Raw genomic sequence first — 19,059 nt, forward strand, 5'->3', positions numbered from 1 at the left:
CCGGGTCGAGCACGTCATGGGTACGGCGATCAGCCTCGACCTGTCCGACGACCTGCCCGCGTCCACGCTGCACCGACTGGCCGAGGACACGTTCGGCTGGCTGCGCGAGGTGGACACGCGGTTCAGCACGTACCGGGACGACAGCGAGGTGTGCCGGGTCGACCGGGGCGAGTTGCGGGCCGTCGACGCCTCCGCCGACCTGCGGGCCGTGCTGGCGGCCTGCGCCGACCTGTGGACCGCCACCGACGGGTTCTTCGACGCGTACGCGACGGGACGGCTCGACCCGTCCGGCTACGTGAAGGGCTGGGCGGCGCAGGTCGCCTCGGACCGGCTGGTGGCCGCCGGCGCCCCGAACCACTGCGTGAACGCGGGCGGCGACGTGCGGGTACGCGGCCACGACGCGACCGGCGAGCCGTGGCGGATCGGGGTACGGCATCCGTGGGACGCGGCGGCGACCTGTCTGGTGCTGACCGGCACCGACATCGCGGTCGCCACCTCCGGCGTGTACGAGCGCGGCCACCACGTGCTGGACCCGCGCCGGGGCGTACCGGCGACCGGCCTGCGCTCGGTGACGGTGGTCGGTCCCGACCTGGGCGCAGCGGACGCGTACGCGACGGCGGCCGTGGCCATGGGCGAACCCGCCCTGACCTGGCTGGACCACCTACCGTCCCCCTGGCTGCACGCCGTGGTCACCGACGACGGGCACCTGCACCACTCCCGCGCCCTCCCCACCTGAGCCCTCGCCCTCGTCGACAGGCGGTGGGTGGTGGGGCGGTGGGGCGGCGGGTCAGCGGACGGGGCGGTGGAGGGTGGCGGGGCGGGAGCCCGTCGGGCGGGGGCGGCCGGGGCGGGCGCCCAGAGGGCGGGTGAAGGCCCACGGATGCCGGCGGCGGGGCCGCGCCGGCTCGGTACCGCCGGTGTGGCGGGCAGCGTCGTCCCTGGACATGGTCAAACCCCCGCTCTGGCGCACACGCGCCCTCGGCAGGAACAACGAGTCCGGTGCCGGGGAGGTCGCTGTCGGGCGCCCGTCCGAGGCGGGGGCCGCCTCCGCCGAGGTCAACGGCCACGGCGGGGCAGCGGCAGGTGGCCGGGCAGCGGCTCCGTGCCGAACGTGACGCCGGCCGCGCGTAACGCGGCGATCAGCGCGTTCTGCACCAGGTAGGAGTCGGGTAGCTGCCAATGGGCCTGTTCCGGCGCGACCGCCCAGCGCACCGTCCCCTCGGGGAGCCGGGTCGGCGGGGCGGGGATCCACGAGCCGGGTCCGTGGCGTACCACGTGGAAGCAGTGCTCCAACTCGGGCCGCAGCGGGTCGCCGGGGCGTACCAGGAACATCCAGCGGCCGGTCGGGGTGACCAGCGCCGGCCCGCGTACGCCGAAGCCGGCGGGATGGGTGGCGACCGCGTCCAGCACCTGCCGGCCCAGGTGGGCGGCGACCTCCAGGACGTCGAACGCGTGCCCGGTGGGCAGCAGGATGCCGTGCGGGCGGCTACGCCACCAGGCGGCCACCCGGGCCGGATCGGCGCTGGCGGCGTGCTCCCAGTCCTCGAGCGCCGGGTGGCAGCCCACTGTGGGACAGCCGGGCCGGCCGCAGACGAACCGGCTGTTCGCGAGGCAGGCGCCGGGGGTGACCGGCCAGTGGTGCAGCGCGTACCGCACCGCGACCCGGCGCAGCCGGACCCGCTCCAGCGGCGAGAGGTGAGCGACGCGCGGTCGGACGTTCCTCCACATGTCTGCCGTCCCCTCTGGTCCCGCCGGACCGTCCACACGATGGGCCCGCCGCACCGTCCACAAGCCATACGTCGAGAGCCGTCACTGCCGTAACCCCCGCTCGTTGTGCTGACGAACGGCCGGTGCAACTTGCACGAAAGCTACGAGAACTGGCTGCACGGTGGACGCACAACCTGTGCGATCGGCGCAACCTGTGGGACGTGAGGGGACCGGCCGGCACCGTGAGGGGGAGGGGAGCGGGGATGGACGAACTGCCCACAGGCCGGCGCGTGGCGTACTGGCGGAGTCGCCGCAAGATGTCCCAGCAGGTCTTCGCCGACCGGCTCGGCAAGTCGAAGAGCTGGGTGGACAAGGTGGAGCGCGGCGTCCGCCGGCTGGACAAGTTCTCCGTGCTCTACGAGATCGCCGACATCCTCCAGATCGACGTGCAACTGCTGCACGGCAGGGACCCGGAACGGCGTACCGACGCGCTCAACTGCATCGACCAGGTCGAGGTGGAGGAGATCCGGACCGCCCTGGAGCGGTACGACTCGATGAGCGCCTACTTCGACGCGGCGCCCTGCCCCCCGCCGCTCGCCGACATGCGCAAGGCCGTGAACCACGCCTGGCTCACCTACCAGTACGGCCGGTACGGCATGCTCACCCGCGCGCTGCCCAAGCTGCTGCGCGACGCCCAGGCGGCGGACGCCGGCTACGCCGGTGACGACCAGGTGCGCGAGGCCGCCCACCTGCTCGGGCAGGTCTACCAGATCGCCTCCTCGGTGCTGCGCAAGCTCGGCGAGTGCGAACTCGCCTGGCTCGCCGCCGACCGGTCGATGGCGGTGGCCCAGCGGGCCGACGACCCGCTGCTGGCCGGCATCGCCACCACGAGGGTCTGCAACGCGCTCGTCGCGATGGGCCGCCCCCGGCCGGCGCTGGAGCTCAACGTCCGCATCGCGGGCCGGCTCGCGCCCGGCGGCGAGAACGACGTCGCACCGGAACGACTCTCCGTGTACGGCCTGCTGCTCCTGCAGGGCGCGATGGCCGCCGCCCGGATCGGCGACTCGGCGACGGTGGACGACCTGCTCGCGGGCGCCGGCGAGGCGGCCACCATGCTCGGCGGCGACCACAACCACTACTGGACCTCGTTCGGCCCGACGAACCTGGAGCTGCACCGCGCGGCGGCGGCGGTCGAGTTGGGCGACGGCGGCCGGGCGGTGGAGACGCACATGCGGCTGTCCGTGCCCGCGTTCAACGCGTTGCTGCCGGAACGGCGCGCGCACCACCTGCTCGACCTGGCCCGGGGCTACTCCCAGATCGGTGACGTCGCCAACGCGGGGGACATGCTGCTGCGCGGCGACCGGCTCGCGCCGTCGGAGATCCGGTGCCGCCCGATCGCGCACGAACTGATGTCCGAGATTCTCCGTCGCACACGTGGTGCGCCGCCTCCGCCGATCGCGGAGTTGGCTGAGCACATGGGAGTCGGAGTATGAGCGATCCGAACATCGCCGGCGGGCACCGGCGCGTGCTCTACGTCATCGCCTGCGGTTCGCCGCTGGCCCGTCACGTCGGCCGGCTGGTCGACCTCGCGCAGCGGGAGGGCTGGACGGTCTGCGTGGTCACCACGCCGGACGGCGCGAGGTTCGTCGACCGGACGGCGCTGGCCCGGCAGACCGGCCATCCGGTCCGTACGCACTACAAGAACCCGGGTGACCCGGACGTGCTGCCCCCGGCCGACGCCATGCTGGTGTGCCCGGCGACCGTCAACACGATCAACAAGTGGGCGGTCGGCATCACCGACACCCTGGCGCTCGGCCTGCTGATCGAGGCGCAGGGGATGGGGGTGCCGATCGCGGCCGTCCCGTACACGAACGAGGCGATGGCGGCGCATCCGGCGTTCCGGGCCAGCCTCGACCGGCTCGCGCAGTGGGGCGTCCGGGTGGTCTTCGGCGACCACGTCGTACGCCTGCATCCGCCCGGCACGGGGGAACGGCGCGCGGACGCCTTCCCCTGGGACGCCGGTCTGACCGCCCTGCGCGGCGCGGACCGGCCGGTCGCGCCGGTCGCCTGAGCGGTGAGCGTGGTTCCCGGGCACGCCCAGGAACCACGCTCGGCGGCGGCCGGCGTGTGCCGGCGCGGACGCCGGTAAGCTGGCCGCCCGTGAGCACAACCGTCGCCGATGTGGTGGCCGCCATGGACCGCCGTTATCCGCCCGCCTGGGCCGAGGAGTGGGATCGGGTCGGCCTGGTGCTGGGGGAGCCCGCCAACCCGGTGCGCCGGGTCGCCTGCGTGGTGGACGTGGTCCCGGAGACCGTGGACGAGGCGCTCGCCGCCGGCGCGGACATGATCGTCGCGCACCATCCGCTGCTGCTGCGCGGCGTCTCCTCGGTGGCCGCCACCACGTACAAGGGCCGGATCGTGCACCGGTTGATCAAGGCGGACGTCGCGCTGCACGTGGCGCACACGAACGCCGACGTGGCCGATCCGGGGGTGTCCGACGCGCTCGCCGCGCGGTTCGGGCTGACCGGGCTGCGCCCGCTGCACCCGCCCCGCCCCGGCTCGCCCGCCGCCGGGCCCGGCCGGGGCATCGGCCGCGTCGGCGAGCTGCCTGTCCCGATGACGCTGGCCGAGCTGACCCGGCTGGCCGCCGCGGTGCTCCCGGTCACCGCCTGGGGAGTTCGCGCCGCCGGGGATCCCGGGCGTATGGTTCGTACCCTCGCCGTCAGCGGCGGCTCGGGGGACGGCTTCCTGACCGAGGCGACCGCGGCCGGGGTGGACGCGTTCCTCACCGCGGACCTGCGCCACCACCCGGCCGGGGAACACCTCGCCGCGGGCGGCCCGGCGCTGCTGGACGCCGCCCACTGGGCGACGGAGCGACCCTGGCTGGACGACCTGGCCGCCTACCTGGCCGCCGAGCTGGACGTCGAGACCGTGGTGTCCGACCTGGACACCGACCCGTGGACCGTGCACGCCGCCGCGCCCCGGCCGGACGACAAGGAGCCCCGACGTGAAGGCTGACCCGAAGGTGCAGCGCCGCCTGCTCGACCTGCAGGCGATCGACACCGCCCTGGTCCAGCTCGCGCACCGCCGCCGCACCCTGCCGGAGCGCGCCGAGCTGGAGGCGCTGGCGCGTGAGCTGTCCGCGCTGGAGGACGAGCGGGTCCGCGCCCAGGTGGCGGTCGACGACCTGGACCGGGACATCGCCCGGATCGAGAAGGACGTCGACCAGGTGCGGGCGCGCAAGAGCAAGGACGAGGCCCGGCTGGCCGCGGGCGGCGGCCCGGCGCGGGAGCTGGAGGCGCTCCAGCACGAGCTGGTCTCGCTGAACCGCCGGCAGAGCGAGCTGGAGGACGCCGAGCTGGAGCTGATGGAGCAGCGGGAGACCGCGCAGGGTGTGCTCGACGGCGTGGAGAGCCGGCTCACCGAGACCCGGGAGCGCCGCGCCGCGACCGAGCAGCGCCGCGACGAGACCCTGGCCGAGATCACCAAGGAGGAGGAGTTCAAGCGCACCGCCCGCCAGCCGCTCGCCGGTGACCTCCCGGCGGACCTGGTCGTCCTGTACGACAAGATCCGTGCGGACACCGGCCTGGGCGCCGCCCTGCTCACTGCGGGCCGCTGCGGCGGCTGCCGGCTGGAGCTGTCCGGCGCCGACCTGGCCCGCATCCGCAAGGCCGACCCGGACGACGTGGTCCGCTGCGAGGACTGCCGGCGGATCATGGTCCGGACCAACGAGTCGGGACTGTAGCCGCCGTGGCGGTGCGCGCGGTCGTGATCGAGGCCGACGGCGGCTCCCGGGGCAATCCCGGCCCGGCCGGCTACGGCGCCGTGGTCCGGGATCCGGAGACCGGCGAGGTGCTGGCCGAACGATCGGAGTCGATCGGCACGGCGACGAACAACGTGGCCGAGTACCGGGGCCTGATCGCCGGGCTGGAGGCCGCCGCCGAGCTGGGCGCGGCCGAGGTCGAGGCGCGGATGGACTCCAAACTGGTGGTCGAGCAGATGTGCGGCCGCTGGCAGATCAAGCACCCCGGGCTGCGCCCGCTCGCCGCCCAGGCCGCCGGGCTGGTCGGACGCTTCACCGCCGTCCGGTTCACCTGGATCCCTCGGGAGCGCAACCGGCACGCCGACGCCCTGGCCAACACGGCCATGGACGCCGCCGCCTCCGGCGCCGCACCGGAAGCGAAGGCCGAGGCGCGGGCGGCGACTGTCGTGCGGGCCACCGGCACCGACCCGGCCACCACGCCCGCCTCCTGGGAGCCGCGCCCGACCGAGGAGGCCACCCGGCTGATCCTGGTGCGGCACGGCGAGACCGAGCGCACCGTGCAGAAGCGCTACTCCGGCCGGGGCGACGTGCCGCTCACCGAGCGGGGCCGGGCCCAGGCCCGGGCCAGCGCCGCCCGGGTGGCCGCGCTGGCGCCGTCCGTCGCGGCGGTGGTCAGTTCCCCGCTGTCCCGGTGTACGGCCACCGCCGAGGCGGTCGCCGCGCAGGTCGGAAACCCTCCGGTACGCACCGACGACGACCTGATCGAGTGCGACTTCGGTGCCTGGGAGGGGCACACGTTCGCCGAGGTACGCGAGGGCTGGGCGGCCGAACTGGACGCCTGGCTCGTCTCCACGGCCGTCGCGCCGCCGAAGGGCGAGTCGTTCGTGACAGTCGCCGAGCGGACCGGGCGGGCTGTCGACCGGCTGCGTTCGGCGTACCCGGGGGAGACGGTGGTGGTGGTCTCCCACGTCTCGCCGATCAAGCTGGTGCTGCGCGACGCGCTCGCCGCGAGCGACGCGTTCCTGCACCGGCTCTACCTGGACACCGCCGGCATCTCGGTACTGGACCTGTACCCGGACGGCGGCGTCGCGGTCCGCTCGGTGAACGACACCTCTCACCTCACGGACGTCTGACGGCCGTTCGGCGCATGCCGACGGCCGTTCAGCGCATCGACATCGCCCGATCGAACGTGACCCCTGTCACAGGGTCGTAGCCTCCGGCCGTCACAGGCCCGCTACGAATGCCCGGAGGGTGTCACATGTCCGCACCGGAACCGGAGGCGCTCGACACGGCGCGATCCAGGGCGAAGGACAAGAGTCCCTGGAACTGGTTGCTCTTCATCCCGATCGTGGTGCCGCTGATCCCGGCGCTGTTCAACGCCGACTCGCCCCGGCTGTTCGGGTTCCCGCGCTTCTACTGGCTGCAACTGGCCTGGATCCTGCTCGGCGTCTGCACCACCACGCTGGTCTACCAGATGACCAAGAAGCGGGGTGACCACTGATGTGGCGGGACCACCTCACCGAGATCATCGTGTTCACCCTGCTGTTCCTGGTGGTCAGCGCCATGGGCTTCGTGGCCGCCCGGTGGCGCAGGCCGACCGACATGGCCCACCTGGACGAGTGGGGACTGGGCGGGCGCAGCTTCGGCGGCTGGATCACCTGGTTCCTGGTCGGCGGTGACCTCTACACCGCGTACACGTTCGTGGCGGTGCCGGCGCTGATCTTCGGGGCCGGCGCGGCGGGCTTCTTCGCGGTGCCGTACACGATCGTCATCTACCCGCTGGTGTTCCTGGTGCTGTGCCGGCTCTGGTCGGTCTCGCACCGGCACGGCTTCGTCACGCCGGCCGACTTCGTCCGCAACCGCTTCGGCTCGCCGGTCCTGGCGCTGCTGATCGCGATCACCGGCATCGTCGCCACCATGCCGTACATCGCGCTGCAACTGGTCGGCATCGAGGCGGTGCTCAAGACCATGGGCGTCACCGGGGACAGCGCGGTGGCCCGGCACCTGCCGATCATCATCGCGTTCGCGATCCTGGCCGCGTACACGTACCAGTCCGGGCTGCGCGCGCCGGCGCTGATCGCGTTCGTCAAGGACTCGCTGATCTACATCGTGATCCTGGTCGCGGTGATCTGGCTGCCGTACAAGCTCGGCGGCTGGGGAGCCATCTTCGACGCCGCCGACGCGAAGTTCCAGGCGTCACCGGCGCCCGGCGACGGCATCCTGCTCAACGACAACAACCAGATCCAGTACGTGACGCTGGCATTCGGCTCGGCGCTGGCGCTGTTCCTCTACCCGCACAGCATCACCGGTGTGCTCGCCAGCCGGAACCGCGACGTGATCAAGCGGAACATGTCCGCGCTGCCCGCGTACAGCCTGCTGTTGGGGTTGATCGCGCTGCTCGGCTACATGGCCATCGCGGCGAACGTGAAGCCGCTGCCCGGCGCCAAGGCCGGCAGCGTGGACGGCAACACGGTGGTGCCGCTGCTGTTCGACCAGCAGTTCCCGGACTGGTTCGCCGGAGTGGCGTACGCGGCCATCGGCATCGGCGCCCTGGTGCCCGCGGCGATCATGTCGATCGCGGCGGCGAACCTGTTCACCCGCAACATCTACAAGGAGTACCTGAAGCGGGACGCCACCCCGGCGCAGGAGGCGAACGTCTCGAAGATCACTTCGCTGGTGGTGAAGGTCGGCGCGGTGGCCTGCATCGTCTTCCTCGACCCGCAGTTCTCCATCGACCTCCAGCTCATCGGCGGCGTGATCATCCTCCAGACGCTGCCGGCGGTGGCGCTGGGCCTCTACACCCGCTGGTTCCACAGGGGTGCGCTGATCGCCGGCTGGGCGGCCGGCATGGGCCTGGGCATGTGGATGCTCTACCAGATCGGCAACCCGGCGACCGGCAAGAAGCACTTCGCCGGGTCGGCGTTCCCGCTGGAGAAGTTCGGCTTCGACACCCCGAAGACGATCTACGTCGGCATCGTGGCGGTGCTGGTGAACCTGGTGGTGGCCGCGCTGCTCACGCTGGTGCTGCGCGCCGCGAAGGTGGCCGACGGGCCGGACGGCACCACGCCGGACGACTACTTCGCCGACGAGGGCGACCCGCGCGTCACGGCCACCGCCGATCGCGCCGACTCCGCACCGGAACCGGTCGCATGAAAGGAGGGGTCCCTTATTAACGCATTCTGCATAATAAGGGACCCCTCCTCGCACCTCAGCGGCGGCGGTTGCGCGCGTCGAGCGCCGACACGTCGGCGCCGTGCAGACCGTCGGCTTCGGGGTGCTCGCCGCCGGCATGATCGCCTACCTCGCGTTCGGTCATCTGATGGCGGGCGGATACGGCGAACGGGCCATCTGGAACCGGTCCGCCCGCCGCGCCGAGCACGCACCGGAGAGCCGGTGGGGAGGCCTACTGATCGGCCGCGGCCCTGATCCGGCCCGGCGGCGTCAGGTCAGCGCCCGCCACAGCAGGTAGAACCCGATGGCCGTGCCGAACACCACGATCACCGTCTTCAACACCACCTGCGGCAGCCGGCGGGCCAGCCGCGCGCCCGCGTACCCGCCGAACAGGGTGGCCGGCGCGACCACCGCGACCGCCGCCCAGTTCACCGGGCCGAACAGGGCGAACACGATGAGCGTGGTCAGCCCCACCACCGCGGAGAGCAGGTTCTTCACCGCGGACACCCGGGCCAGCGTCGCGTCCAGCACCAGCGCCAGCCCGGCCACGAGCATCACTCCGAGGGCCGCGCCGAAGTAGCCGCCGTACACGGTGCCGAGCGCGACCATGGTCTGCACCGTGACGGTACGGCGGCGCGCGCCCAGCAGTTCCGGATGGCCGACCAGCCGGCGCAGCGGACCCTGGAACGCGAGCACGGCGGTGGCACCGAGCACCAGGAACGGCACCACCAGTTCGAACGCGCGGGCCGGGGTGGCCAGCAGCAGCGCGCACCCGGCGATCGTGCCGAGTACGGCGGTGGGCAGCAGCGACCGCAGCTCCCGCCCGCGCGGCAGATCAACCCGGCTGCCCGCCACGCTCGCCACGTATCCGGGGAAGACCGACACCGAGTTGGAGACGTTCGCCGCCACCGGCGGCAGCCCGGTGGCGATCAGCGCCGGGAACGTGATCAGCGAGCCACCACCGGCCACCGCGTTCACAGTGCCCGCGGCGAGACCGGCGGCGAGCAGGAGCGCGGCGTCGGAGAGATCCATGGTTCCCCGAGGCTAGTACGGCGCCGGCCCGGTCGCCGCGCTGGCCTTGCTCGTCCCGGATGTGGTCTTGCCCGGCTTGGCTTGTGTCTGCGCTGGCCGGTTCCTGCTCGGGCGGTTCCTGCTCGGGCGGGCCGGGGCGGAAATGGGCGCGGCGGGTGCGTCGTTAGGATGAGGGCGCGACGGACGAGTCGACCGGGCGGTCGCGTCGACGGGCTCCGGCCCGTCGCCGAGGAACGTCCGGACTCCACAGGGCAGGGTGGTTGCTAACGGCAACCCGGGGTGACCCGCGGGACAGTGCCACAGAAAACAGACCGCCGGCCCGTTACGGGACGGTAAGGGTGAAACGGTGGGGTAAGAGCCCACCAGCACCCCGGGTGACCGGGGTGGCTCGGTAAACCCCACCCGGAGCAAGGCCAAGAAAGGGTCGTCACCGCAAGATGACGACCCGCGCAGACGCTTGAGGGCTGCCCGCCCGATGTCTGCGGGTAGGCCGCTGGAGCCTGCCGGCAACGGCAGGCCGAGATGGATGGCCGCCGCCGGTGCGCCTTCGGGCGTGCCGGGCACAGAATCCGGCGTACAGGTCGACTCGTCCGTCGCCCACCCAGACACTGCGGGATAGCCGCCGAGCATGCGCTACCTCAGCCGGTCGTTCCTCCTCGGCGCGCCGCACCGCAGGAAGGAGGTCGAGCAGTTCCTCGGTCCCGGCACGGTGGGGGCATCGAGGTCGTCCGCTGGTGTCCATCTGGCCATGGCAGGACGGCTACAACGAAAATCGCTGTCCGGTCGTCGGAGACCACTGAGCGATTTTCATCCTGCGTAGCGGTCGGCTTCGACGTGGTGCAGGACGAGGATGGCCTGCACGATCGCGGTCGCTCGGTGTGGGCAGCAGCGCAGCTTGGTCAGGATCTTCCAGGTCTTGAGGGTGGCGATCGCGCGTTCGCCTCGGGCGCGGATTTTCGCGTGGGCCTGGTTGACGGCCTTCTGCCGGCGTGACAGCTTCGGCCGGAAGCGGCGCCGTTTGAACGGGGTGCGCACGCTGCCGTGGGCGCCTTGATAGCCCTTGTCCGCGAAGGTCATCACTTCGGCGTTGGTCAGGGCGTCGATGATGCCGTGGGTGCGGGCGGCGGTCAGGTCGTGCGTCGAGCCGGGCAGCGCGGTCGAGGCCCAGACGAGACGCCCGGCCGCGTCGGCGATGACCTGCACGTTCACTCCGTGACGCTTGTGCTTTCCGCAGTAGTACGGCTTCTGGTTGGCGACCCGGTCGATCGGGATCAGGGTGCCGTCGAGGATTGCGTAGGCGAGTAGCCGGATCCTGGTCATGGCCGTGGCCAGGTCGTCGGCGGTCGCGGCGAGCAGGTCGATGGCCTCGCGGACATAACGCCAGGCCGTCGTGACGCCGATCTCGAATCCGGCGGCCAGGCGGGTCAGGGTGTCGCCGTTGCGCAGGTGGGCCAGGGCGAGCAGGGCTTGCCGGCCGGGGTCGAGGCGTCGCCATCGGGACCGTTGCTGCTGGCGGCGGGTTCGGATGAGGGCGGCGAGGTGGTTCAGGCTGCGGGTGGACAACGGAATCGCGGCAGGGTAAGACAGCACAGCGAGGCTCCCGGTTGGGGCATCTGATCTTGGTCGATTGCTGTCTTACCGGGAGCCTCGTCCTACATGGACACCGGCCTCCCGCACCGCCCGTGACCTGCACCGTCACGATGAAAATGGCTCACTGATAGAAAGCCGCGTGGATCAAAGTCTCACGTTCGCTGATCATCTGCGGCTGATCAGCGAACGGTCTGCCGCCTTCCGTGCTGCCGTCGCCGCGGCACCCGGTCTCGACATGCAGGTTCCGACCCATCCCGGCCGGACCCTGTTCGATCTCGTCCAACACGTCGGCATGGCCCGCCGCAAATCGGCCGCCGTCGTCGCCGCCGGGCCCGCGGACGCACCCCCGGAGAAGTCGGCCTGGGACGACGGCACGGGTGCGCCTCTGGAACGCGAGGCGCTGCTGGCCTGGTGGACCGAGTCCATCGACCTACTGACGAGCGTGCTGCGTGAGGCCGGCCCGGATCGCAGGTGCTGGACGTGGTGGGACGACTCGCCGTCGCCGCAGACCTCTGGTGCCTGGGCGCGACGACAGGTTTCCGAGATCGCGGTGCACACCTATGACGCCCAGCTCACCGTGGGCGCCCCGCAGCCGTTACCGGAAGAGGTCGCCCTGGACGGCTTCGACGACTGCCAGTTCACCCTCTGCGCAACCACCGTCGCCTGGCCGCACGCCCCCGCCGTCGTCGACTACCACGCCGTCGAGGGCCGCTCCTGGCGCCTTCGGCTCTCCCGCGACGGCGCACAGGTCGCCCGCCTCACGCCCGCTGCCGGCGGGGATCCCGAAACGGCCGACGTCTCCGCCCGGGGCACGGCAAGTGACCTGGTGCTGTTCTTCTACGGCCGCATACCGCTCGATTCGCTGCAGTTCGCAGGCGACCGTCGGATCTTCGATCAGCTCGCCGACTGGGACCCCTCCGTATGACCACCCGAGGACATGCTGTTGGCCTTGTCGGATTTCCGACGTGGAGCGGGGCCGATCGGTTGGTTCGCGCTTGTGGAAAGTGACTGACACTCGGACGTCATGGACGAGGAACTTGGCAGAGCGGCTGTCCGTGTCCTGGTTGCGGCAACGGGTGGCACCGCGGGCGCCGGGCTTCAGGAGGCGGCCGAGAAGTTGCGTGCGCGGGTTCATTCCCAGCTCATGGATGTGGACAGCAGCGAGATATACGAGAACTGGGAGGATGCCCCACGGAGTACGCGGAAGCAGGGCGATCTGGCTGCCGCCATCGGTTTCCTGGCCGACGACTACCCGGATTTCGAGGCCGAGCTGAGGGAGTTGATCGAAGAGGCCAGGGCGCTGTCGATGGTGCATGAGGGCAGGCTGGGCGGGGGAGATCAGACGAACAGCTCCGTCGAGGCCGGTGATGACTCCCCGGTTGTCAGCGGCATGGTGTACGGCGATTCCTACGCAGGCGACGACCTGGCAGCCTCGTACAACACCTCGAATTCGAGAGCCGTCGTAATCGGTGGTGGAATCGTCTTGGCCTGCTTGCTGGGGCTCGCCCTGATCCTCGTTGTCCAGCGGTTCGGTGCCTCGGCTGGATAACGGCAGACTCGACGTGCCGGGAATTCCTCATGGCGCCCTCCGAGGAGGGCCTGCGGCATCTTCGCCGCGTTGGGAGAGACCTTGGCGTAGATACGGGGAGTTCGCCCACGACGAACGCCGCACTGAAGGATCTGTGGGACGCTGCGATGGTGATCGAACTTGCGGACATCCAGGCGGCCGCCGACCGGATCGCCGACGTCGTCGTCCACACCCCGACCCTGTCCAGCCCGGGACTGTCTGAACTGCTCGGCGTGCCTGTCACCGCCAAGCTGGAGCTGCTGCAACGTACCGGATCGTTCAAGGCCCGTGGTGCGGCGGCGAAGCTGCTCGCGCTCGACGACGCGGAGCGGGCGGCGGGGGTGGTCGCGGTCAGCGGCGGCAACCACGGCATCGCGGTCGCGGTGATGGCCGGCGCGCTAGGGGTGGCGGCGACAGTGGTGATGCCCCGTAGCGCGCCCGTCCGTGCGGTCGAGGTGGCCCGGGCGGCCGGTGCGGACGTCCGGCTGACCGAGGACATGGCCGGCGCGTTCGCGCTGATGAACCGGTTGCGCGACGAGGGCGTGACACTGCTGCACCCGTTCGACGACCCGATCGTGCTGGCCGGGCAGGGCACTGTGGGGCTGGAGCTGGCCGACGACGCCGGTGAGCTGACCGACGTGCTGGTCAGCATCGGCGGGGGCGCGCTGATCTCGGGTGTGGCGGCGGCGCTGCGGGCGCGGCGGCCGGGGGTACGCGTCTGGGGCGTGGAGACCGAGGGTGCGGAGGCGATGTCGCAGGCGTTGGCGAAGGGCGGCCCGGTCGAGGTGCCGCTGTCGTCGATCGTCACCACGCTCAGCGCGCCGAGCGTCTCGCAGCTCACCTACGAGCACGTGACGGCTCTGGTGAGCGACGTCCTCGTGGTCTCCGACGCCGAGGCCGTGCGGGGCACGCTGGAGTTGGCCGAGCACGCCAAGGCGTGGGCCGAGCCGGCCGCCGGGTGCCTGCTGCCCGCCGCCCGCCGGGTGGTCGAGCGGGTGGGCGGCGACGTCCGGCTGGGCCTTGTGGTCTGCGGCGGCAACGCCACTGTGGCAGACGTGACCGCGTGGGCGGGCCGCTTCGGCCTCTGACCACCACGAGCGACAGAAGCCGGGGGTACGCCGGCCGCCTCGGTCCGGACGGGTGGAACCGAGACGACCGGCGTACGTCAGGACGTGGCCGGGGTGACGCCGTCGAGCAGCTCGGCGAGCCGGGCCGCGGTGGCCGGGGCGTGCAGGTGCAGCCGCGCCACGTTGATGCTGTCCGTGCCGACCACGGCGAGCAGGGCCTGGCCGTTGATCGCGTACACGCTGAGGTAGCCGCCCGCGTTGCGCACCGTGGACTGCTGGAAGTCGCCCTGTCCGAGCCGGAGCCCGACCTGGCGGCCGAGTCCGTACGTGGTGGCGGCGAGCGCGGCCAGGTCGTCCGGGTCGGCGCCGTTCTGCAGGTTGTGCGTGACGAGTAGGCCGTCGACGCCGCCGAGGACGCAGCCGTGCACGCCGGGGATCTGCAACCGCAGCGCGGACAGCTCCTGGCCGATTGCCGGGTACGGCAGCGCCGGGTTGCCGGACAGCGAGGGCGGGAGCGCGCGTGGTGGCGGCAGCGTGCCGGCCTGGGCGCGCGAACGGCGGGGGAGGTCGTCCACCCGGCTCACAGCTCCAGGCTCTCCTCGATCGCACGCAGTTGGTGCCGCGCCATCGCGAGGTTGGCCCGGCTCTTGCTCACCATCAGGTAGAGGAACAGGCCCTTGCCGGTGCGGGCGCTCAGCGGGCGGATCAGGTGGTACTGGCTGCCGAGCGTGATCAGGATGTCCTCGATCTCGTCGTCGAGCTTGAGCATCTCGATGGTGCGCAGCTTGGCGCGTACGACGTCGGTGTTGCCGGCGGCGGCGACGGTCAGGTCGATCTCGCCGGTGCCCCCGGCGACGCCGAGCGTCATGCCGCTTGTGTAGTCGACGAGCGCGGCACCGATCGCGCCGTCGATGTTCATCGCGTTCTTCAGCGCGATGTCAAGGTTGCTCACGTTTTTTCTCCCCAACTCGGGCCGCTGTCCGCCGGAAGCGGGCGGACAGCGGGTTCGGTCCGTCGAGGCTCGCATATGGAGCCGCGCGGTGCACCCGGGCCACCGGTGATCCACCTGAGCGGGCACCGCCGGACCGGCCACCGGTCCCGCCAAAGGGGACACGGCGTCCCATTGTCGATCACCGTTTGTCCTGCTACGACGGTGCGCCCTCCCTATGTAGAGTTCCGATAGAGTGTGCCCGTGCGACTGACCATTCCGGTGGCGAAGGTGCTCTCGGCGCTGCTCGCCGAGCCCGAGGCCCCGCGCTACGGCCTCGACCTGATGCGGCTCACCGGCCTGCCCAGCGGGACGCTCTACCCGGTGCTGCACCGCCTCCAGGCGGCCGGCTGGCTCGCCGCCGACTGGGAGGACGTCGACCCGGTCGCCGCCGGCCGCCCGGCCCGCCGCTACTACCGCCTCACCGGCGAGGGCACGCGGTCGGCCCGGCTGGCGCTGGCCGAGCTGCGTTCGCTCGTGCCCGTGGAACGTGCCGGCGTGGACCCGGCCGGGGCACCGGCATGGTGACCCGGGGGGTGGCCGCCGTCCTGCTGCGGGTCGCGGTGTGGCGCTGGCCGGTGGAGCTGCGCGCCGACCTGGCCCGGGAATGGGCCGCCGAGCTGCACGAGCTGGCCCGGACCGGGCGGCGGTGGGGGATGCTCCGGTTCGCCGGGAGCCTTGCGGTCAGCCGGGCGGCCACGCCACTCGCCGGCCGGGCCGGGTCGCGGCGGCTGGGGCGTACCGCTGGGGTGTTGCTGCTCGCGCCGCCGGCCTGCGTCGCGGTCCTCGCGGCCGCAGCCGCGGTGATGGGCGTGGCCCACGCGTGGCTGGAGATGCGCGTGCCGTGGGCCACCGCCGCGCAGTTGCGGGTCTGGTCGGCGCTCACCGCGCTGCTGGGCGGGGCGCTCGCGCTCGTCGTCGCCCGGGCCGCGCGCCGGACCGTGCGCGTGGGGGCGCTGCCCACCGCGCTCGGCGTGGTGCTGCCGATCGCCGCGACGGCGACCGCGACGCTGGCGCTGTTCGCCGGCCGGGGCGAGAGCCGCGTCTGGGAGAGCGCACCAGGGCTGCTGCTCTGGCTGGCGCTGCTGGTCCCGGCGCTCTGGGCCGCCGGGGCGCTGGCGCGCCGGGGCCGGGTCCGGGCCGCGTGGCTGGCCGGGCTGCTCGGCGCGCTGGTGGCGGCCGACGCGGCGGTGGTGCTCGCGGTGGTCGCCTCGATCCCGGCCACCGCACCCGTGGCGGACGGCCTGCCGCCGGACGCGGTGGACCGGATCTCCGCGCCGCTCTGGCTGTTGACCTGCTGGACCGACTCGTCGTTCGGGCTGCCCCAGCCGACCGAGTGGGAACGGTTCCGGATCACCGACCGCCTGGGGGTCGAGCCGCAGTTCTACCTGGCGTGCACGCCCTATGTCCTGGCGTACGCGATCGCGGCGGCCCGGCCGACGGCGGCCGTGCCCGGCCCGGAGCCTGTCCCGGCGCCCGCCTGAGGGTCAGGCGTTCCAGCTCAGCGCCCGGCCGGTCCGCTCGTAGTGCCGGCTGGCTCGGCGTCGATCCGCCGGTCCTGCGTCGTTCCCCGTCGCAACCGCCCCGACCAGGTCTAATGTGGAGAACGGTGACTATTTGCGCCGTTCCGGTGGCGGACGGGCGGTTCGCGGTGCACAGTGATCGCATGAGCGACGACGGAAGTGGTGGGCACTACTACTGGTGCACGCGACACCACCGGGTCGAGACCGATGCCGACGTGTGCCCCGCACGGCACGTTCTCGGACCGTACGCCTCAGCCGCCGACGCGGACAACGCCCTGCAGACGGTGCGGGAGCGGAACGACGCGTGGGACGCCGAGGACGCCCGTTGGGCCGGGGAGGGCCGCTAGACGGCGCGGGAGGGCCCGCGTCGAGGTGATCCGTGCTCCGCGAGGGCGAGAGCACGTCCCCAGGAAAGGGAACCGAGATGGCCGAAGCACAGCAGGCCACCCGCCCGGCCGCGAAACGGACGACCGCGAAGAGGACCACCGCGGGCAGGTCGACCACGGTCACCAAGGCGTCGCCGAACGCCTCGGGCGCCGGCGCCGGGCGGACACCGGCGAAGAAGGCGGCGGCCAAGAAGGCGGCCGCCCGGAAGGTCGTGGCGGCAGCCCGCAAGGCGCCGGCCACCAAGGCCACCACCAGCAGGACGACGGCGAAGAAGACCGCGGCGCGGACGGCGCCGGCCGGCCGGGCCACCGCCAAGAGCGCGCCGGCCAAGAAGGCCACCGCGAAGAAGGCCACGGCGAAGAAGACGACGGCGGCGAAGAAGACCACGGCGGCCCGGAAGAGCACGACGGCCCGCACCACTGCCACCGCGAAGAAGGCGCCGGCCCGCAAGACGACGACGGCGAAGAAGACCACGGCGGCCAAGAAGACCACCGGCGCGCGCAAGGTCACCTCGGCGGCGAAGAAGACCACCGCCGCCAAGAAGACCACCGCGGCGAAGAAGGCGCCGGCGAAGACGACGACCGCCTCGACGCGTCCCACGGCGCGCAAGGCGGCGGCGAAGAAGGCGCCCGCGCGCAAGACCACCACGGCGCGCAAGACCACCACCACGGCGAAGACCACCGCCGCGAAGAAGGCGCCGGCCCGCAAGAGCACCGCCGCCAAGAGCACCACCGCACGTAAGGCGCCGGCCCGCCGCGCCTGACGCCGCGGACACCGCTCCCTCCCGAGGGGCGGAACGTGCGGGGCGCTGTCAGGATTGACCGCGTGCTGATCCGACGCGTACTGGCGCCCCGTATCGACTTCGGCGCGCTGCGCCGCGAGCTGGGACTGCCCGAGAGCTTCCCGGCCGCGGCGCAGCGCGAGGCCGACCTGGCCGCCGCCGCGCCGCCGCCCGCCGTCCCCGACCGGACCGACATCCCGTTCGTCACCGTCGACCCGGCGACCTCGCGCGACCTCGACCAGGCCATGCACCTCACCCGCCGTCCCGGCGGCGGCTACCGCGTCCGGTACGCGATAGCCGACGTCCTGACCCACGTACGCCTCGGCGGTGAGCTGGAGGCCGAGACGTGGCGGCGCGGGCAGACGGTCTACCTGCCCGACGGCAACGTGCCGCTGCACCCGCACACGCTCAGCGAGGGGGCGGCCAGCCTGCTGCCGGACGCCGACCGGGCCGCCGTGCTCTGGACCGTCGACCTGGACGCCGATGGCGGCACCGTCGCGGCCACCCTGGAGCGGGCGCTGGTGCGCAGCCGGGCCAAGCTCGACTACGGCGGCGTGCAGCGCGACGCCGACGCCGGCCGGTTGCCCGAGCCGATCGCCCTGCTGCCCGAGATCGGGGCGCTGCTCACCGCCCGTGGCCTGAGCCGCGGCGCGATCAACCTGCCGCTGCCGGAGCAGGACGTCGAGCCCGACGGCGACGGGTGGCGGCTGGTGCTGCGCGGCCCCGGCCCGATGGAGGAGCACAACGCCCAGATCTCGCTGCTGACCGGGATGGCCGCCGCGGACATCATGCTGGCCGGCCGGATCGGTCTGCTGCGCACCATGCCCGGCCCCCGCCCGGAGGCGGTCGAGCGGCTGCGGCTGGCCGCCGGTCCGCTCGGCGTGCCCTGGCCGGACGGCACACCCGTGGGTCAGGTGCTCGACGGGCTGGACACCTCCCAGCCCCGGGTGGCCGCCTTCGTCGACCAGGCCGCCGAGCTGATGCGCGGCGCGGCGTACACCGCGTTCGACGGGGAGGTGCCCGAGCAGCCCGAGCACGGCGGGGTGGCCGCCGCGTACGCGCACGTCACGGCGCCGCTGCGGCGGCTGGCCGACCGGTACGCCACCGAGGTCTGCCTGGCGCTGCACGAGGGCCGGGAGGTGCCCGAGCAGGTCCGGGCCGCGCTGCCGAAGCTGCCCGAGGTGATGGCCACGACCGACCGGACCGCCGGCGCTGCCAGCCGGGGCGCCGTGGAACTGGCCGAGGCGGTGCTGCTCGCGCACCGGGTGGGGGAGACGTTCGAGGCGGCGGTGCTCGACGTGGACGAACCGCGCCCGGCGGGCGACGGACGGCCCGGCCGTCAGCCCGGCGGCACGATCGCGCTGGACGAACCGCCGGTGCGGGCCCGTTGCACCGGAGAGCTGCCGCTCGGCGAACGCGTCCGGGTACGGCTCACGGTCGCCGACGCGGCCCAGCGCCGGGTCGCCTTCGAACGGGCGTGACC

At 72.8% G+C, this 19,059-nt stretch carries 21 protein-coding genes and 1 other RNA gene; 17 read left to right on the top strand and 5 right to left on the bottom strand.

What is annotated here, in order from left to right:
- The first annotated feature begins 16 nt into the window (after positions 1-16).
- A complete protein-coding gene (locus ACFYON_RS16500) occupies positions 17-736 on the top strand; it encodes an FAD:protein FMN transferase (RefSeq protein ID WP_355015183.1) in 720 nt (239 codons plus the stop codon).
- 320 nt (positions 737-1,056) lie between these two features.
- Here ACFYON_RS16500 and ACFYON_RS16505 read toward each other — a convergent pair whose 3' ends face one another.
- Positions 1,057-1,728 carry a bifunctional DNA primase/polymerase gene (locus ACFYON_RS16505; protein ID WP_354872180.1) on the bottom strand — a complete coding sequence of 224 codons (672 nt, stop codon included), beginning with the start codon at positions 1,726-1,728 and terminating at the stop codon, positions 1,057-1,059.
- Between the two features lie 242 nt (positions 1,729-1,970).
- Here ACFYON_RS16505 and ACFYON_RS16510 point away from each other — a divergent pair, with 242 nt between their 5' ends.
- The 7 genes from ACFYON_RS16510 to mctP all read left to right on the top strand — a co-directional run bounded on the left by ACFYON_RS16510 (position 1,971) and on the right by mctP (position 8,623).
- Positions 1,971-3,200: a helix-turn-helix domain-containing protein gene (locus ACFYON_RS16510; protein ID WP_354872178.1), complete on the top strand. Its 1,230-nt coding sequence runs from the start codon at positions 1,971-1,973 to the stop codon at positions 3,198-3,200.
- Positions 3,197-3,778 carry a flavoprotein gene (locus ACFYON_RS16515; RefSeq protein ID WP_355015178.1) on the top strand — a complete coding sequence of 194 codons (582 nt, stop codon included), beginning with the start codon at positions 3,197-3,199 and terminating at the stop codon, positions 3,776-3,778. Before ACFYON_RS16510 ends, ACFYON_RS16515 begins: the two co-directional genes overlap by 4 nt.
- 89 nt (positions 3,779-3,867) lie before the next feature.
- Entirely contained in the window at positions 3,868-4,725 is an 858-nt protein-coding gene (locus ACFYON_RS16520; protein ID WP_355015179.1) for a Nif3-like dinuclear metal center hexameric protein, read from the top strand.
- On the top strand, positions 4,715-5,452 hold the full coding sequence (locus ACFYON_RS16525) for a C4-type zinc ribbon domain-containing protein (RefSeq protein WP_355015180.1): 738 nt from the start codon (positions 4,715-4,717) through the stop codon (positions 5,450-5,452). Before ACFYON_RS16520 ends, ACFYON_RS16525 begins: the two co-directional genes overlap by 11 nt.
- A 5-nt stretch (positions 5,453-5,457) precedes the next feature.
- Positions 5,458-6,603 (top strand): bifunctional RNase H/acid phosphatase, encoded by a 1,146-nt coding sequence (locus ACFYON_RS16530; RefSeq protein WP_355015181.1) that lies wholly within the window; start codon positions 5,458-5,460, stop codon positions 6,601-6,603.
- Positions 6,604-6,728: 125 nt separating this feature from the next.
- Entirely contained in the window at positions 6,729-6,971 is a 243-nt protein-coding gene (locus ACFYON_RS16535; RefSeq protein WP_354872165.1) for a DUF3311 domain-containing protein, read from the top strand.
- A complete protein-coding gene (gene mctP / locus ACFYON_RS16540) occupies positions 6,971-8,623 on the top strand; it encodes a monocarboxylate uptake permease MctP (protein WP_387320898.1) in 1,653 nt (550 codons plus the stop codon). The genes ACFYON_RS16535 and mctP overlap by 1 nt, the downstream gene beginning before the upstream one ends.
- Before the next feature lie 288 nt (positions 8,624-8,911).
- Here mctP and ACFYON_RS16545 read toward each other — a convergent pair whose 3' ends face one another.
- Positions 8,912-9,673: a sulfite exporter TauE/SafE family protein gene (locus tag ACFYON_RS16545; RefSeq protein ID WP_354872160.1), complete on the bottom strand. Its 762-nt coding sequence runs from the start codon at positions 9,671-9,673 to the stop codon at positions 8,912-8,914.
- A 184-nt stretch (positions 9,674-9,857) separates the two neighbouring features.
- On the opposite strand from ACFYON_RS16545, the gene rnpB reads away from it, so the two are divergent.
- Positions 9,858-10,266, top strand: an RNA gene (gene rnpB / locus ACFYON_RS16550) — RNase P RNA component class A.
- Positions 10,267-10,480: 214 nt separating this feature from the next.
- Here rnpB and ACFYON_RS16555 read toward each other — a convergent pair.
- A complete protein-coding gene (locus tag ACFYON_RS16555; protein WP_355047483.1) occupies positions 10,481-11,263 on the bottom strand; it encodes a transposase family protein in 783 nt (260 codons plus the stop codon).
- 139 nt (positions 11,264-11,402) lie between these two features.
- Between ACFYON_RS16555 and ACFYON_RS16560 the strand changes: the two genes are divergently transcribed.
- The 3 genes from ACFYON_RS16560 (at position 11,403) to ACFYON_RS16570 (ending at position 13,918) form a co-directional block, all read left to right on the top strand.
- Complete coding sequence (locus tag ACFYON_RS16560) at positions 11,403-12,188, top strand: maleylpyruvate isomerase family mycothiol-dependent enzyme (protein WP_357708907.1); 786 nt, start codon at positions 11,403-11,405, stop codon at positions 12,186-12,188.
- Positions 12,189-12,287: 99 nt separating this feature from the next.
- Complete coding sequence (locus ACFYON_RS16565) at positions 12,288-12,812, top strand: hypothetical protein (RefSeq protein WP_354874816.1); 525 nt, start codon at positions 12,288-12,290, stop codon at positions 12,810-12,812.
- A gap of 146 nt (positions 12,813-12,958) precedes the next feature.
- Positions 12,959-13,918 carry a threonine/serine dehydratase gene (locus ACFYON_RS16570; protein ID WP_354874814.1) on the top strand — a complete coding sequence of 320 codons (960 nt, stop codon included), beginning with the start codon at positions 12,959-12,961 and terminating at the stop codon, positions 13,916-13,918.
- A gap of 77 nt (positions 13,919-13,995) precedes the next feature.
- Here ACFYON_RS16570 and ACFYON_RS16575 read toward each other — a convergent pair whose 3' ends face one another.
- Both ACFYON_RS16575 and ACFYON_RS16580 read right to left on the bottom strand, forming a co-directional pair.
- Positions 13,996-14,481 (bottom strand): roadblock/LC7 domain-containing protein, encoded by a 486-nt coding sequence (locus ACFYON_RS16575; RefSeq protein WP_354874812.1) that lies wholly within the window; start codon positions 14,479-14,481, stop codon positions 13,996-13,998.
- Positions 14,478-14,849 carry a hypothetical protein gene (locus ACFYON_RS16580; protein ID WP_354874810.1) on the bottom strand — a complete coding sequence of 124 codons (372 nt, stop codon included), beginning with the start codon at positions 14,847-14,849 and terminating at the stop codon, positions 14,478-14,480. The genes ACFYON_RS16575 and ACFYON_RS16580 overlap by 4 nt, the downstream gene beginning before the upstream one ends.
- 240 nt (positions 14,850-15,089) lie before the next feature.
- Between ACFYON_RS16580 and ACFYON_RS16585 the strand changes: the two genes are divergently transcribed.
- From ACFYON_RS16585 to ACFYON_RS16605, 5 genes are all read left to right on the top strand, one after another.
- Positions 15,090-15,413 carry a PadR family transcriptional regulator gene (locus ACFYON_RS16585; protein WP_355047272.1) on the top strand — a complete coding sequence of 108 codons (324 nt, stop codon included), beginning with the start codon at positions 15,090-15,092 and terminating at the stop codon, positions 15,411-15,413.
- Positions 15,407-16,369 carry a hypothetical protein gene (locus ACFYON_RS16590; RefSeq protein ID WP_387320901.1) on the top strand — a complete coding sequence of 321 codons (963 nt, stop codon included), beginning with the start codon at positions 15,407-15,409 and terminating at the stop codon, positions 16,367-16,369. The genes ACFYON_RS16585 and ACFYON_RS16590 overlap by 7 nt, the downstream gene beginning before the upstream one ends.
- Before the next feature lie 182 nt (positions 16,370-16,551).
- Positions 16,552-16,755, top strand: coding sequence for a hypothetical protein (locus ACFYON_RS16595; protein WP_018787041.1), 204 nt, complete (start codon positions 16,552-16,554; stop codon positions 16,753-16,755).
- A 77-nt stretch (positions 16,756-16,832) separates the two neighbouring features.
- On the top strand, positions 16,833-17,558 hold the full coding sequence (locus ACFYON_RS16600) for a histone (RefSeq protein WP_354874804.1): 726 nt from the start codon (positions 16,833-16,835) through the stop codon (positions 17,556-17,558).
- A 62-nt stretch (positions 17,559-17,620) separates the two neighbouring features.
- Positions 17,621-19,057 (top strand): RNB domain-containing ribonuclease, encoded by a 1,437-nt coding sequence (locus tag ACFYON_RS16605; protein ID WP_354874802.1) that lies wholly within the window; start codon positions 17,621-17,623, stop codon positions 19,055-19,057.
- The last annotated feature ends 2 nt before the right edge of the window (positions 19,058-19,059 follow it).

Origin of the sequence: Micromonospora sp. NPDC005686, assembly GCF_042871665.1 — a bacterium.
In the GTDB taxonomy this organism is placed as follows: Bacteria; Actinomycetota; Actinomycetes; order Mycobacteriales; family Micromonosporaceae; genus Micromonospora.